General features: G+C 35.7%; 16 protein-coding genes. 6 read left to right on the top strand and 10 right to left on the bottom strand.

Annotated elements, in window-relative coordinates; all coding sequences use genetic code 11:
• Positions 1–86: 86 nt before the first annotated feature.
• The 5 genes from JOS54_RS01705 to JOS54_RS01685 form a co-directional block, all read right to left on the bottom strand.
• The gene (locus tag JOS54_RS01705; protein ID WP_203245351.1) at positions 87–512 is read right to left on the bottom strand and encodes a flavodoxin; all 426 of its coding nucleotides are present in this window, start codon (positions 510–512) and stop codon (positions 87–89) included.
• 72 nt (positions 513–584) lie between these two features.
• Positions 585–1,109, bottom strand: coding sequence for an anaerobic ribonucleoside-triphosphate reductase activating protein (gene nrdG / locus JOS54_RS01700; RefSeq protein WP_203245350.1), 525 nt, complete (start codon positions 1,107–1,109; stop codon positions 585–587).
• A 48-nt stretch (positions 1,110–1,157) separates the two neighbouring features.
• Entirely contained in the window at positions 1,158–3,356 is a 2,199-nt protein-coding gene (gene nrdD, locus JOS54_RS01695; protein ID WP_203245349.1) for an anaerobic ribonucleoside-triphosphate reductase, read from the bottom strand.
• A gap of 202 nt (positions 3,357–3,558) precedes the next feature.
• Positions 3,559–4,011: a thioredoxin-dependent thiol peroxidase gene (gene bcp / locus JOS54_RS01690; protein ID WP_203245348.1), complete on the bottom strand. Its 453-nt coding sequence runs from the start codon at positions 4,009–4,011 to the stop codon at positions 3,559–3,561.
• 32 nt (positions 4,012–4,043) lie between these two features.
• A complete protein-coding gene (locus JOS54_RS01685; protein WP_203245347.1) occupies positions 4,044–4,568 on the bottom strand; it encodes a phosphatase PAP2 family protein in 525 nt (174 codons plus the stop codon).
• A 149-nt stretch (positions 4,569–4,717) separates the two neighbouring features.
• Here JOS54_RS01685 and JOS54_RS01680 point away from each other — a divergent pair, with 149 nt between their 5' ends.
• The 5 genes from JOS54_RS01680 to JOS54_RS01660 are packed head-to-tail and all read left to right on the top strand — an operon-like array spanning position 4,718 to position 8,067.
• Positions 4,718–5,137 (top strand): Fur family transcriptional regulator, encoded by a 420-nt coding sequence (locus tag JOS54_RS01680; RefSeq protein WP_203245346.1) that lies wholly within the window; start codon positions 4,718–4,720, stop codon positions 5,135–5,137.
• On the top strand, positions 5,134–6,138 hold the full coding sequence (locus JOS54_RS01675; protein WP_203245345.1) for a metal ABC transporter substrate-binding protein: 1,005 nt from the start codon (positions 5,134–5,136) through the stop codon (positions 6,136–6,138). The genes JOS54_RS01680 and JOS54_RS01675 overlap by 4 nt, the downstream gene beginning before the upstream one ends.
• A gap of 14 nt (positions 6,139–6,152) precedes the next feature.
• Positions 6,153–6,818, top strand: a complete 666-nt coding sequence (locus JOS54_RS01670) for a metal ABC transporter ATP-binding protein (protein ID WP_203245344.1) — start codon at positions 6,153–6,155, stop codon at positions 6,816–6,818.
• Entirely contained in the window at positions 6,815–7,645 is an 831-nt protein-coding gene (locus tag JOS54_RS01665) for a metal ABC transporter permease (protein WP_203245343.1), read from the top strand. The genes JOS54_RS01670 and JOS54_RS01665 overlap by 4 nt, the downstream gene beginning before the upstream one ends.
• The gene (locus tag JOS54_RS01660) at positions 7,642–8,067 is read left to right on the top strand and encodes a hypothetical protein (RefSeq protein ID WP_203245342.1); all 426 of its coding nucleotides are present in this window, start codon (positions 7,642–7,644) and stop codon (positions 8,065–8,067) included. Before JOS54_RS01665 ends, JOS54_RS01660 begins: the two co-directional genes overlap by 4 nt.
• A 5-nt stretch (positions 8,068–8,072) precedes the next feature.
• On the opposite strand, the gene JOS54_RS01655 is transcribed toward JOS54_RS01660, so the two are convergent.
• Positions 8,073–8,762 (bottom strand): DNA alkylation repair protein, encoded by a 690-nt coding sequence (locus tag JOS54_RS01655; protein ID WP_238928361.1) that lies wholly within the window; start codon positions 8,760–8,762, stop codon positions 8,073–8,075.
• 317 nt (positions 8,763–9,079) lie between these two features.
• On the opposite strand from JOS54_RS01655, the gene JOS54_RS01650 reads away from it, so the two are divergent.
• The gene (locus JOS54_RS01650; RefSeq protein WP_203245341.1) at positions 9,080–10,246 is read left to right on the top strand and encodes a CapA family protein; all 1,167 of its coding nucleotides are present in this window, start codon (positions 9,080–9,082) and stop codon (positions 10,244–10,246) included.
• Positions 10,247–10,497: 251 nt separating this feature from the next.
• Here the strand turns inward: JOS54_RS01650 and JOS54_RS01645 are convergent, their stop codons facing one another.
• The 4 genes from JOS54_RS01645 to JOS54_RS01630 form a co-directional block, all read right to left on the bottom strand.
• Complete coding sequence (locus tag JOS54_RS01645) at positions 10,498–11,208, bottom strand: DUF554 domain-containing protein (protein WP_203245340.1); 711 nt, start codon at positions 11,206–11,208, stop codon at positions 10,498–10,500.
• 36 nt (positions 11,209–11,244) lie between these two features.
• The gene (locus tag JOS54_RS01640) at positions 11,245–11,841 is read right to left on the bottom strand and encodes an NUDIX hydrolase (RefSeq protein WP_203245339.1); all 597 of its coding nucleotides are present in this window, start codon (positions 11,839–11,841) and stop codon (positions 11,245–11,247) included.
• 136 nt (positions 11,842–11,977) lie between these two features.
• Positions 11,978–12,475, bottom strand: coding sequence for a hypothetical protein (locus tag JOS54_RS01635; protein WP_203245338.1), 498 nt, complete (start codon positions 12,473–12,475; stop codon positions 11,978–11,980).
• A 118-nt stretch (positions 12,476–12,593) separates the two neighbouring features.
• Positions 12,594–13,262, bottom strand: coding sequence for a hypothetical protein (locus tag JOS54_RS01630; RefSeq protein WP_203245337.1), 669 nt, complete (start codon positions 13,260–13,262; stop codon positions 12,594–12,596).
• Between the last annotated feature and the right edge of the window lie 322 nt (positions 13,263–13,584).

Here is a 13,584-nt window from a genome sequence, read left to right as displayed (position 1 = left end):
TATGGAGAATACTAGTTAGACAGTCCTAACAATTTTCCATCATTTTTTTGTAAAAAAAAGGATGATTTATCACCATCCTTGCTCACCTATTTTACTAAAGTAGCGCCTAATTGACGACAAGCTTCTAACCCAGCTTCATCTGGTGTTAAATTAGCAATAACACCATCTTGAACAAGATTAGCACCAACAGCGACTACGCGATCTTGCCATTCACGCATCCAGCCACCATCGCCCCAGTCATAAGAACCAAATAAGCCGATTGTCTTACCCGATAATTGACCCTCTACTTCTTGGAACATTGGTTCAAAAGTACCTTCTTCCAAGTTTTCAGCACCATAAGCTGAACATCCAAAAGCGATTGCATCGTAGTTCGCCACATCACTGGCTGTAAAATCACCGGCTTCAATCAATTCAACTTCAGCACCAGCACTTTGAGCTCCAGCCACAACAGCTTCCGCCATCATTTGACAATTTCCCGTAGCACTGTAATAAACAACTGCTAATTTTGCCATTTGTTATTCCTCCTAATTTTCTTTATAATCCTACATTAACAAGCCTAAAAGTTAGTGTCAACTAACAAGCTCTTATTTTGGCTCAAATAACACAACTTTCCCACTTTTTCTCGTTTTCTTGAGATCAATTAAACGCTGATTTTCTGACCCACGAAATTGCAACTGAATATTTTTCTTTTGCCACATAAACGGACCATCTACTAGAACATCCAATAAATCCAACATTTCATCGGTACAATAACCATATCTTCTTCCCCCAGTTACTAAATCCCGATCATAGACAAAGCCCGTATATGACCAATAATTCTTCTCTGGATAACGCTTCTTCGCTTCTCGTAATAGCTTTACAAGTTCCTTTTGATTTTCCAGTTCAAATGGTTCACCACCTAAAAGAGTTAATCCTTCAATATACGGTTTGTTCATGGCTTCTAAAATATAATTTTTTGTTTCTTCTGTATATGGCTTTCCATAACAAAAATTCCATGTTTGTACATTAAAGCAACCCTTACAACGATTGGTGCAACCTGACACAAAGATAGAAACACGTATACCCGGTCCATCCGCAATGTCATATTCTTTGATATTACCGTAATACATGGTCACCCCCCCTTTTAGAAAAAACGATTGTTTTAACAACCGTCTTTATTATAAATGTAAAACACGTTCCTTGATTTCTTGTGTACGACCTTGGTTCCAGAATTGTGTGCCAATATAACCGCAAGTACGACGAGCCACATTCATCTTATTTTGATCGCGATTTCCACAACATGGACATTGCCAAACCAACTTACCTCCCTCATCTTCGACAATCTTGATTTCTCCCGAATAACCACATTCTTGACAATAGTCTGACTTCGTATTCAATTCCGCATAAGTAATGGTTTCATAAATATGACTCATCAAAGCCAATACCGCATCAATATTATTTTGTAAGTTAGGGACTTCCACATAAGAAATTGCTCCCCCAGGAGATAAGGCTTGGAAATTCGCTTCTAAACTCAACTTATCAAAAGCATTGATTTCTTCTTGCACATGCACATGATAAGAATTTGTGATGTAATTATGATCCGTTACACCTTCAATAATTCCAAAACGCTCTTGTAAGCATTTCGCAAATTTATAAGTGGTACTTTCCATTGGTGTTCCATAAACAGAGAAATCAATATTGGTTTCTGCTTTCCATTTAGCACAAGCATCATTCAAATGTTGCATCACACGTAAACCAAATTCTTTACCTCTTTCAGAAGTAATGGTTTCACCGGTCATATACTTCACACACTCGTTCAAACCACCATAGCCAAGTGAAATTGTTGAATAACCATCAAATAGTAACTTATCAATCACTTCACCCTTTTCCAAGCGAGCAATCGCACCATATTGCCATAAAATTGGCGCAACGTCTGACGGCGTGTTCAACAAACGATTATGACGAATCATCAAAGCCTTATAACAAAGTTCTAGTCGATCATCAAAAATCTTCCAAAATGTTTCCTCCGTTTGACTAGAAGAACAAGCAATATCCACCAAGTTAACGGTAACAACCCCTTGATTAAAACGACCATAGTATTTATGTTCATACTGATAATTTTCCGCCTTCGCAAGATTACCTTTACCAGCATCCGTGAAACGGTCTGGTGTTAAGAAACTACGGCAACCCATACATGGATACACATCACCCTTAAGTTGTTTCATCACCTTCGCTGAGATATAGTCAGGAACCATTCGTTTTGCGGTGCATTGAGCCGCCAACTTTGTTAAGTAGTAATACTTAGAATTTGGATAAACATTGTCTTCATCCAAAGCATAGATAAGCTTAGGGAAAGCCGGTGTAATCCAAACCCCTTTTTCATTCTTGACCCCTTGCATACGTTGTTTCAACATTTCTTCAATGATGAGAGCTAAGTCTTGACGAGTTTGACCAGCTTCCACTTCATCTAAGTACATAAATACCGTCACAAATGGAGCTTGACCATTGGTTGTCATTAAAGTAATGATTTGGTATTGAATGGTTTGCACACCCGTTTTGATTTCTTTACGAACGCGAAGTTCCGCCAATTTTTCAATTTCTTCTTCACTACAAGTCACACCGGCTTCCACCATTTCCTTGCGGACACTTTCTTGGTGCTTCTTACGAGAAATCTGCACAAAAGGAGCTAAATGAGATAAGGTAATCGTTTGCCCACCATATTGATTAGAAGCCACTTGAGCAATAATCTGTGTCGCAATATTACAAGCCGTCGCAAAGCTATGTGGTTTTTCAATTAAAGTTCCGGAAATAACCGTTCCGTTTTGTAACATATCTTCTAGGTTAACCAAGCAACAGTTATACATTGGTTGCGCAAAATAATCGGAATCATGGAAATGAATAATGCCTTTTTCATGTGCTTCCCAAATCTCTTGTGGTAAAAGAAAACGCTTAGTAATATCCTTGGAAACTTCCCCAGCCATATAATCACGTTGCGTACTATTGACAGTTGGATTTTTATTGGAATTCTCTTGTTTCGCTTCTTCATTACTTCTTTCCAATAACGAAAGAATTTTCTTATCCGTCGTATTGGCTTTACGCACCAAAGCTCTTTCATAACGATAGGTGATATAGTTGTGCGCCACTTGATAAACCTTCGCTTCCATTAAGGCATTTTCCACCATATCTTGAATTTCTTCGACGGATACCGAACGGTTTAAAGCTTCACACTTTTTCACCACCTCTTGACTAACTTGTTCAACGGTTTCTTCACTTGTTTGATAACGAGCATCGGTTGCCTGATTAGCTTTTTGAATGGCTTTTTTTATTTTATTAGCATCGAATAAGACTTCTTCTCCACTTCTTTTAATCACTTTCATATAACTTCCCTCTCCATATCCAACAAATTAGTTGCGTATGCAACTAATTAAAGCTGTAACGATATAGTACAACTAAGAAATCAAAATTTCAATCCAAATCATCTCAAAAAACAAGTTTATTTTTTGTGAAGAAAAACACAACAATCAAAAGCTTTTAAACAAAGGACTTTTAGCTATTTTCATTTTCATAAAAAAGGAAATCCTATACGACTTCCAATACTTCCTTTGAATGCTCTTTTGGCTTCACCTTTTGAAACGTCTTTTCAATAATACCTTCTTCATTAATAAGATAGGTAGACCGTTCAATACCCATATATTTTCTACCATACATTGACTTTTCCACCCAAACCTCATAAGCTCGGATCGCTTGTAAATTCGGATCCGACAATAAAGTGAAAGGAAGATGGAAAGCCTCTTGAAACTTCTTGTGTGATTGCACGCTGTCCTTGGAAACACCTAAAATAACTGTTCCTTTTTCTTGAAATTGCGGGTAGTTATCTTTAAAACCACATGCTTCGCTGGTACAACCACTTGTATTATCTTTTGGATAAAAATATAAAATAACCTTCTTCCCCTTATAATCATCCAAACAATGTTTCTGATTATCTTGGTCCAACAATTCGAAAGTCGGTGCCTTTGTTCCTACTGCTAACATTTCAATCTCCTTTTCTCCTATTGTCTATATTTTCAAGCGTTTATTCCAGGGAAACGCTTGAAAGGTTTACTGAAAACAACGAAGTAGCTAATTCCTAAACCAATTCCTATTCCAGAGAGAATATCACTTGGCCAATGTACATAGATGACCATACGACTAAACGCCATCATTAAGGCAAAAGTCGTGACCCAATATCGATATTTGGCATGTGACCAAAGGAAAACTCCCGCTACTGCAAAAGCACTAGCGCTATGCCCCGATGGCCAAGAATAATCTTGTGGACAAAAGTTTCCTTTTAAGAAAACAGGATAAACCATACAAGGTCTTGGACGATGAAAAAGTGGTTTTAACATTATGTTAACAAGAATGAATTCAATCAATAATGATACTAGTCCCAAAAGTGCTATTTTTCTAGTCCTTTTAAAACAAAGTAAAAGTAATAAAAAGAAAATCCAAACTTCACCATGTTCTCCAATCCAACCAAGAAATTGGCTAATTTGAACCAGGAAAGATGCTCCAAAATATTTTTGTATTGCTAGTAAAATAGTTTGTTCCATACAATTTTATATTTTAAGCTTCTTTTCTAATTTTGAACATTCCCTAAAATACACATTTAATTGTACTAACTTGAAAATGATTTTCATATTGACATTCTGGTTCATTCTTTTAAAATGAAAATGGTTTTCAAATTCTAGGAGGTTTCAACATGAGTCAATCTAGATCTAATTACCATACCAAGCAAAAAGAATTGATTCAAACATTTTTTAAAGAACAGCCTGGTATTCATTTTACAATTGCCGGTGTTTACAAAGCTTTACAGGAAAAAAATAGAACGATAGGCATGACCACACTTTATCGTCAAATTGAAGCCCTAGTCAAAGAAGGTGTTTTACATCAGTATCCTTCTATTCCTGGTGAAGCCGCCTGTTATGAATACTTATGCGAACACCAACAAGTTTTTGTCCATTTCCGTTGTGAAAACTGTGGGAAATTATATCATCTTCCTTGTGAAGATATTAAAGAAATCCGGAATCGACTTCAAGAAAACCATCGTTGCCAAATTAATTTAACGAAAACCGTCTTTGTTGGAAAATGCCAACAATGTTTAGAAAGGGAAATTCAATGAAATTATTTAAAAAAATAGTATTGGCTATAGTTCTATTTACAACTATCTTCGTTAGTGCTTGTTCCACAAAGCCAACCAGTAAGACAAGTACCAAAAAAATGAAAGTTGTGGCCGCAATTTATCCAGCGTACGATTGGATAAAAGAAATTATGGGGGATAACTTTAAAAATGCGGAAGTTACTTACCTTTTAGATAAAGGGGTGGATTTACATAGCTACCAAGCCAGTGTGGAAGACATCGCAAAAATTAAAGAAGCCGATCTTTTCTTACACGTTGGTGGTGAATCCGATAAATGGGTAGCTGATGCTTTGAAGGATCCGAAAAATAAAAATCGTAAAGTTATCAACATGGTTGAAACGATTGGCAAAAAAGCTTTAGAAGAAGAAATCGTTGAAGGCATGCAAAAAGACCATGATCACCATCACGAACATGAACACAAAGAAGATCATAAACACGAAGAAGAAAAACCAGAACTAGATGAACACGTTTGGCTATCTTTAGAAAACGCAAAGAAGTTGGTACAATCTATTTCTGATCAACTGATTGCTCTTGATTCCAATCATAAAGAGCTTTACAGCAAAAATACCAAGGAATACCTAGCAAAGTTAGATAAGCTGCAAGGTCAATATAAAGAAGTCATTTCCCAAGCCCAAAATAAAACGTTGGTCTTTGGTGACCGTTTCCCATTCCGTTATTTAACTCATGAATTTGGTTTGAAGTACTTCGCCGCTTTCTCCGGTTGTTCAGCCGAATCAGAAGCAAGCTTTGAAACCATTGCATTCTTAGCTAAAAAGGTGGATGCCTTAGGCTTAAAGAACATTTTAGCCATTGATGGATCCAATCAAAAAATTGCTAAAACAATCATTTCCAATACCAAAACAAAAGACCAAGGAATATTAACTTTAGATTCCTTACAAACATCCACCACAAAGGATAAAACCTCTTATCTGGAGGCTATGCAAAAGAATTTAGAAACACTTAAAAAATATTTCAGCAACTAAAGAAAGGAGTAGCCATGGAACAACTTCTTGTTAAAGAATTAAGCACCGGTTATGAAAATCATGTCTTACATTCTCACATCAACTTCTCTGTTCATCAAGGGGATTATCTTTGTGTCATTGGTGAAAACGGAAGTGGAAAAAGCACACTATTAAAAACCATACTTGGTTTAATTCCTAATTTATCGGGGACCGTTCAATTCAACCCAAAGGTATCGATTGCTTATCTTCCCCAACAAAGAAATATCCAAGCTGATTTTCCTGCTTCCGTAAAAGAGGTTGTTCTATCCGGTTTTATTGCCCAGCTGAAATGGCGTCCTTTCTACAATAAAAAAGAAAAAGAAAAAGCTGCTTTCTTTATGAAAAAAATGGGTGTTTACGACCTGGCCGATAAAGCTTTTACCACCCTATCCGGCGGTCAACAACAGCGTGTTCTTCTAGCAAGAGCCTTATGTGCTAGCCAAGAATTTCTTTTTCTGGATGAACCGGTCGCTTCTTTGGATGAACAAGCAGCCAAAGAATTCTATGCCTTAATCGATCATCTTAATGAAAAAGAAAATATGACCATTGTTATGATTACCCATGATCGTTCTTATGCTTTAAAAAGAGCTAGCCATATTCTCAGTTTAGAAAAGGGCTTCTTCTTTGGCACAAAAGAAGAATACCTGGGAGGACAAGTATGAATACCTTATTATTGTATCTATCTTATCCTTTCGTTCAATATGCCTTTATTGTGACCATTTGTGTCTCTCTGTGTGCTTCTTTATTAGGGGTCACTTTAGTTTTAAAACGTTATTCTCATATTGGGGATGGTTTAAGTCACGTGGCCTTTGGGGCTATGACAGTTGCTGCGGTGACTGGTTTAACGAATGATATTTGGATCACTTTACCTTGTACCACCTTAGCGGCGGTAATCTTGTTATCTGGTCGCACAAAAATGAAAGGAGACGCAGGCATGGCTTTGGTGTCCGTCAGTTCCTTAGGTATGGGCTATTTGATTATGAATGTCTTTAGTAAGCGAGCAAATTTATCAGGTGATGTTTGTGCCTCATTATTTGGGGCAACCTCCATTCTTACGCTAAGTCTTGAAAAGGTGGTCTTATCGCTTGTTCTATCGGTTTTATTGATTCTTTTGTTTGTGTACCTGCACCACCGTATCTTTGCTCTAACCTTTGATGAAGGCTTTGTGAAAGCTACCGGTTTTAACACCAAGCTCTATAATCTTTTGATTGCAGTATTGATTTCTTTGGTTATTGTTTTAGCGATGAATTTAGTTGGCTCTTTACTTATCTCAGCTTTAATCATTTTTCCAGCACTTTCAGCCATGCGGTTGTACCATAGTTTTAAAGCGGTAACGATTTGTTCGACAGTGTTATCGGTTTTATGTTCTATTAGTGGATTGGTCTTATCCATCTTACTAGGTTCACCCGTTGGATCAACGATTGTGTTAATGGATATGATTGTGTTCATTGGTATATGGCTATGGGAAAAAGTGGAGGCTAAAAGATGAAGAAAATCATTGTGTTCATTACTGTATTTTTATTGGTAGGGGGTTGTTCCATGGTCTTTACAACACCAAAAAGTGATGTTCAAGTGGACTTAACACAACTATCTTCCACCATGGTGTATTCAGAAGTATCTCAGATGTTGATGCAACCAGAGGATTATATTGGTAAAAGTGTTCGGATAAAAGGCATGATTGTTCACTTTAAAGATGAGAAAACCCAGAAAACCTATGTGTCTTGCTTAATTATGGATGCTTTAAAGTGTTGCCAACAAGGGATTGAATTTGAATTAAAAGAAAATACTAAGTTACCTCGCGACGGAACGGAAATCACTTTAAAAGGAATCTATGATTTCCAACCTGATGACGTTGGTCATGCAGGAAAATTGAAAAATGCTGTACTAGAAAAAATAGAAGAGCCAAAATAGCCCTTCTATTTTTTTACTTTTAAAGTTCGCAAATAAGTCTTTTGTTCAAAGGTAATTCGATAACTCTCCAGAGCTTTTTGAATGGTCTTATTATGTGTCCATGTATCCAAATACTTTCCTTCCATATAAGGAAGTATTTTTTCATATTGTTTAGCTAGACCGGTCGCAAAATACCAAGCCACCATCATTTTGACATAATAGGAATCTAAGTGAACCTTTGTGACTAGTTCCACATATTCTAAAGTGAAATCATCACCTAAAAAATGTTCCATCAACATTCCTATCGCAAAACGAACTGTATATTCCTCTTCGGATTTTAACCATTTTCTTATGTAGACAAGTAGTTCTTGATGATATCTTTGAAATACCTTTGGTGACAGCATATCACAAACCGCCCAATTATTGATGTAAGGAAGAAATTGATTGACTTCCTTTAAGCACAAATCAAATTCTTTTATTTCTGCCAAAACGAGACCATGTAGTAAATTTTCATCCTGATATCTATGCGGAAGTGCCTTTAAAAAATCACGCACATCTTCTCTTTTAACTAATTGCTTCGCGTATTTTCTAAGCACAGGTGTACGAACACCAATGATTGTTTCTGGGTTTGTATTGGGAATTAATCTGCAAATAAAATCTCGATAGTTTAAATCCTGCTTACGAAAAAGCTCTTCTCTTATTTCTTCTACAATCATCTTTAGTTCCTCTCATGAAGATTAGCGATGGCTAAATGTCTTCGTATTCAATTTCTTTTTCTTCCAAGATATAAATGATTTTATCCTTTGGAATTTTTAAACACTAGAGCCTTTTTCAAGGTCATCATCTTACCTATGGTTTCTAACATCATTGACTTTAACTCTGAATGCTGCTCCACAAGTGTCGCAACATTTAAATCTAAATCAATAAATTTTTCCGTGAAGTCTCCTTTTCGTTAGTATACCATCGCTTCTTTAAACTCATAGGAAAGACATTCCCAACAATGTTAAAATGGTAGAGTACAAGGGAGAAAAAGATGAAGAAGAAACTTTGGAAAATACTTTATAGTGTATTATTACTTGCTAGTATGGTTGCAATATATGTTTTACATCCAAAACCAGCAAATAAGCTAACCCAAACCATTAAAACTCAAAAACCAACGGAAAAGAAAGAGGTGAAAAGCACAAAGACCTCTGCCACTTTGTTTATGGTTGGAGACTCCTTAATTCATAATTCTGTATATAAAGATGCGAAAAAAGGAAATACTTACGATTTCACGAAACAAATCGAACTCATAGGTCAAAGTGCAAAGCCTTATGATCTTCGTTATTACAATCAAGAAACCATCCTAGGTGGTAGTGCTTTAGGATTAAGTAGCTATCCGCTTTTCAACAGTCCGCAAGAATGGGGACAAAACATGATTGATCAAGGCTTTAATCTCGTTTCTACGGCAACAAATCATTCTTTAGATAAAGGTGAGGCTGGTATAATGGCGCAAAGAAAATTTTTTGATCAACATCCTGAAATTATTGCTGAAGGAACCTATACTTCCAAGCAAGCCCAACAAGCCATTCGCATTCATGAAGTCAATGGTATTAAGTACACGTTCTTTTCTTGGACCTATGGAATGAATGGTTTTAAAGCACCGGTCGGTAAAGACTATTTAGTGAATTGCTACGAAGGGCGTGAACAAGAAATGTTGCAACAAATTAAAGAAGCTAAAAAACAAGTGGATGTAGTTTTAGTGGCTATTCATTGGGGCATTGAATATCAAGATATGCCTAGCCCTGAGCAAAAGCGCTTAGCCCAAGCTTTAGCCGATGCTGGTACAGATATTATCATTGGTAATCATCCCCACACCATTCAACCAATCCAATGGCTCAACAATCGTAAAAGCATTGTCTTTTATGCTTTTGGTAATATGATTAGTGACCAATGGAATCGTGAACAAAGTATGAATGGTTACATGGCTTCCATTCGCATCAATAAGACGATTGATAACGGCATCACGACCATTACGCTTGATGATTTAAAAACCGAATTTATTTATACTTATTCTAAGCCACGCAATCATAATTTTAAGGTATATCCTTATAGTCAGCTAAGCACTAAACTTTATCCAAATAAAGAGAAGATGAATAAAACTTTAACGAAAGTTATCACCGCTTTAGATTCTTCTATTCCCGTTAATAACATGCACTAAAAAAGAAGAGCATTTTACCCTTTACGAACGGTTGCAATCAATCATTTCTCATCTTGGAAACTAATTTTTGAATGCCTTCTTTTTGAAATTAATCTATACCATCACTTCATTCCTTTATTTCTATCTTTATTAGAAAATGCCAAAACCATGTTATTTCTGATTGTGAAGTTCGCTAGTTCCGTTTCTTATCGAACCATTTTAGAAGAACCACTGGCTTGTGATAAACTTAAGTCATCATTCACTCTCATCAACTACCAAAGCCAAAAAAGCGCAATCAATAATGCAGGTAATAAATTCATAACTCGTATCTTTTTATCAAATGCCACATTTAAACCAATGCACATAATTAAAATGCCACCCATCATGGTTAAATTCGTTAAGGATTTTGGGTAAATCATATCGCCAAATAAACTGAAAATAGCTGTGAAAGAAATCTGTAGTAAGAACATTGGTAGATTTGCAAAGATAGCTCCTTTGCCTAAGGAAGCACTCATTAAAGAAACTAAGATTAAATCAACAATTCCCTTACAAATCAATAAAGAATGATCCCCACCTAAAGCATCCTGCACACAACCAAGAATACCCATAGCTCCAATCGCTATCATACAAGTCGTCGCTAAGAACGCTTGCACAAATTGAGGGTCTTTCGTGTTTCCACTTTTCTTTTTAACAAATTCAGCGAGGTATTCTAATGAGCGTTGGATATGGAGTATTTCGCCAATGAGCGTTCCCAAAGGTAAACCAGCTAATAATAACATGGTATTTTGTGTACGAAGATGGTTTCCTTCTAAATAAATCATGCCTGTCAATATATTTGAAAGACCTAAAATGATAAGCGACAGACCTACCACCGGTAATAAAACCTCTTGTAAATTTTTATTTAATCTAGGTCCACAAATAAGACCAATAATTCCTCCAACTAAACCTAGGGCTGTATCAATAAACGTTCCCAGCGCGAACATACAAAAATCCTCCATTTAGCTCTAAGAATAGCACTATCACCGCAGATTTCCTCTCCATTTTTCGTCAAAATATTGTATGATTCTACCATTTAATTTCTGATAAATTCTTTCTTTCATCCAAATTTCATTAACCTCACTCATAAAGGTGGCACAATCAAACCAAGCAAGCGCTGAATTTTCATCTTCTTTAATATGAAGCCTTTCTTGATCATTTGCTTGAAACAAATAGGTTACATTGAAATGAAGATGACTTGGTATATATTTCCCCTTCTTCTCATGACCATTGACCACTAATGTTTCAATCGATATCGGCTCTTGAGATAGAACTTTAATATTCTCTAAGCCACTTTCTTCTCTAGCTTCCTTTAAAGCAACCCCTAAACAATCTTCATCACCATCACAATGACCACCTAGCCAAGCATACGATTGGTAAATATTGTGGTAAGCCAACAGAACCTTTGTATAATCTTGATTCACAATCCAACAAGATGCTGTAAAATGCCCCACTTCATTTTCACGTTTAAAGATATTATCAATACTTAATTGTCTTAAAAAAACTTGTTTATCTTTTTCTTCTTGCTCATTAAAAGGAATAAATTCCTTTAATTGTTGAATTAAATCCGTTCGCTTCATAGACTCTCCTTTTTATCAAGAAAAAAGAAGCGATAAATCGCATCTTTCCTGTATCCTCCATGGAACAAAGATGAACCACTTGTCCCTATCTATATTACCAATTTTTACCCTTGTGTACAAATTCATTCCTAGCCTTTTATCTCACCCGAATTTCATAAATTCCATCGCAATAAAACTGATGAAACTGGTTTTTTCCCTTCACCATATAGAAGGTCGTATCGCCTGAAATTTTGTAGCAGATAGGGTAAAAATAAATCGCTATTTTACCTTCCTGTAAAGGAAAATCCTTAATATGACTAAACTTATGTGAAATTGGCAATGATGCATTCACTTTCAGCCATTGACTAAGCATTTCTTTATGCTGAAGAGTATCACTTTGTAGGCTAAAATCTGCCATATCTTGAAACCCATTCCAAGTGTCTTTAGATACTTTATAATCAGCCGTTAGTTTGATCGGTGAAAGAAGAGTTTCTTTAATAATTAGCTGTTTAAGAGGATTCTGATTCATATCATAAACCTCTTCTTTTAACAATATCGGTTTTTTAAAATCTATAGGATGAAATTCTAAATCATAGAAAAAAGAATTCTTTTTCACTTTTAAAGATTCGACAGAGATTGGCTTTAATGAACGCATATTTTGTACTTTTTGTGGTGGTACAGAACCTCTTTGCAAGGATGGTGAATTAGAAGTGGGGGCACAACCACAAAGTAAAACCAACCCACTCAATAACATGCAGAAATAAAGATGTTTTTTAGCGTAAGATAACTTCATATAAACCATCTGTAAATGAGCCTAATTTTTTTGGAAAATAGACACGTGTTGCAGTACCACGTCCGTGTGAATCAATATACTTACAATTTCCGACATACAAAAATGGCGTAAAATATACAGCACCGATTTTACCAGATGGAATACCGAAATGTGCTCCAAATGATTCTGCACTAGTGGAGGATCTCGTATACGATACACCAAATTTAAGGGCTACCGCTTTAAAAATTTTTAGGTTGATTTCTGCCCCAAAATTAACGCTATACCCACTGCTCGTCGTGACTACTCTTCCATATGTTAAAGTAGCTGGTCCTCGAACATCTGGAGTTACTTTTACCCTTGAACCCGAACCTTGATAGTGAGAAGTAACTAATACTGTATTGGTAAAGGGATATACAGGGACTCTTTTAATTGATGGAATTTCTTCCTGAAAATTCATCTTACTATTTAGTAAAGTTTTTGCTCGTTCAATTGTTACAGGGTTTCCATATATATCAAAGTATTGATGTGTATGCCCTTTATTATCAACATATGAATAAGTTTCTAAAGGTAAATTTTTTTGATTTTCAATTGCATAAGTCCTGAAATTAGAAACAATACACACGCAAAGAAACGCAAAGGTTGTAGTGATTGTTATTATCTTTTTAAACATAGCTAGCTTCCCTTCTACCCAACATATATTTATTGGGATATTTATTTCATATAATTTCGCTAATTAAATTTAAAAATTGACAGTAATCTCCTGTTTTATACCTTGCCATACATACATGATAGATATTATCCTTCTTCATATTAATATGATTCCCTCTCTCTAGCTTAATTGTATATGAATCATAATTTAAATAAAAGTCTTATATTTCTCGAAAAAGATTGCTATAACATGGCAGTTGTGTTGATAAGAGTTTTACTCCGAGATAAAGGTTGTCTTGGAGTTTTTTTCGTCCGCTTTTCATGATTCTCTAAACCTTCAAAAT

Source organism: Bulleidia sp. zg-1006 (assembly GCF_016812035.1).
Taxonomy (GTDB): Bacteria; Bacillota_I; Bacilli_A; order Erysipelotrichales; family Erysipelotrichaceae; genus Bulleidia.
Note: the sequence above shows the minus strand (reverse complement) of the source record. Positions and strands in the feature narration are given on the sequence as shown.

Coding starts and splice junctions, on each gene's coding strand:
- JOS54_RS01705 (WP_203245351.1), bottom strand. CDS start 512: ATGGCAAAATTAGCAGTTGTTTATTACAGTGCTACGGGAAATTGTCAA.
- nrdG (WP_203245350.1), bottom strand. CDS start 1,109: ATGTATTACGGTAATATCAAAGAATATGACATTGCGGATGGACCGGGT.
- nrdD (WP_203245349.1), bottom strand. CDS start 3,356: ATGAAAGTGATTAAAAGAAGTGGAGAAGAAGTCTTATTCGATGCTAAT.
- bcp (WP_203245348.1), bottom strand. CDS start 4,011: ATGTTAGCAGTAGGAACAAAGGCACCGACTTTCGAATTGTTGGACCAA.
- JOS54_RS01685 (WP_203245347.1), bottom strand. CDS start 4,568: ATGGAACAAACTATTTTACTAGCAATACAAAAATATTTTGGAGCATCT.
- JOS54_RS01680 (WP_203245346.1), top strand. CDS start 4,718: ATGAGTCAATCTAGATCTAATTACCATACCAAGCAAAAAGAATTGATT.
- JOS54_RS01675 (WP_203245345.1), top strand. CDS start 5,134: ATGAAATTATTTAAAAAAATAGTATTGGCTATAGTTCTATTTACAACT.
- JOS54_RS01670 (WP_203245344.1), top strand. CDS start 6,153: ATGGAACAACTTCTTGTTAAAGAATTAAGCACCGGTTATGAAAATCAT.
- JOS54_RS01665 (WP_203245343.1), top strand. CDS start 6,815: ATGAATACCTTATTATTGTATCTATCTTATCCTTTCGTTCAATATGCC.
- JOS54_RS01660 (WP_203245342.1), top strand. CDS start 7,642: ATGAAGAAAATCATTGTGTTCATTACTGTATTTTTATTGGTAGGGGGT.
- JOS54_RS01655 (WP_238928361.1), bottom strand. CDS start 8,762: ATGATTGTAGAAGAAATAAGAGAAGAGCTTTTTCGTAAGCAGGATTTA.
- JOS54_RS01650 (WP_203245341.1), top strand. CDS start 9,080: ATGAAGAAGAAACTTTGGAAAATACTTTATAGTGTATTATTACTTGCT.
- JOS54_RS01645 (WP_203245340.1), bottom strand. CDS start 11,208: ATGTTCGCGCTGGGAACGTTTATTGATACAGCCCTAGGTTTAGTTGGA.
- JOS54_RS01640 (WP_203245339.1), bottom strand. CDS start 11,841: ATGAAGCGAACGGATTTAATTCAACAATTAAAGGAATTTATTCCTTTT.
- JOS54_RS01635 (WP_203245338.1), bottom strand. CDS start 12,475: ATGCGTTCATTAAAGCCAATCTCTGTCGAATCTTTAAAAGTGAAAAAG.
- JOS54_RS01630 (WP_203245337.1), bottom strand. CDS start 13,262: ATGTTTAAAAAGATAATAACAATCACTACAACCTTTGCGTTTCTTTGC.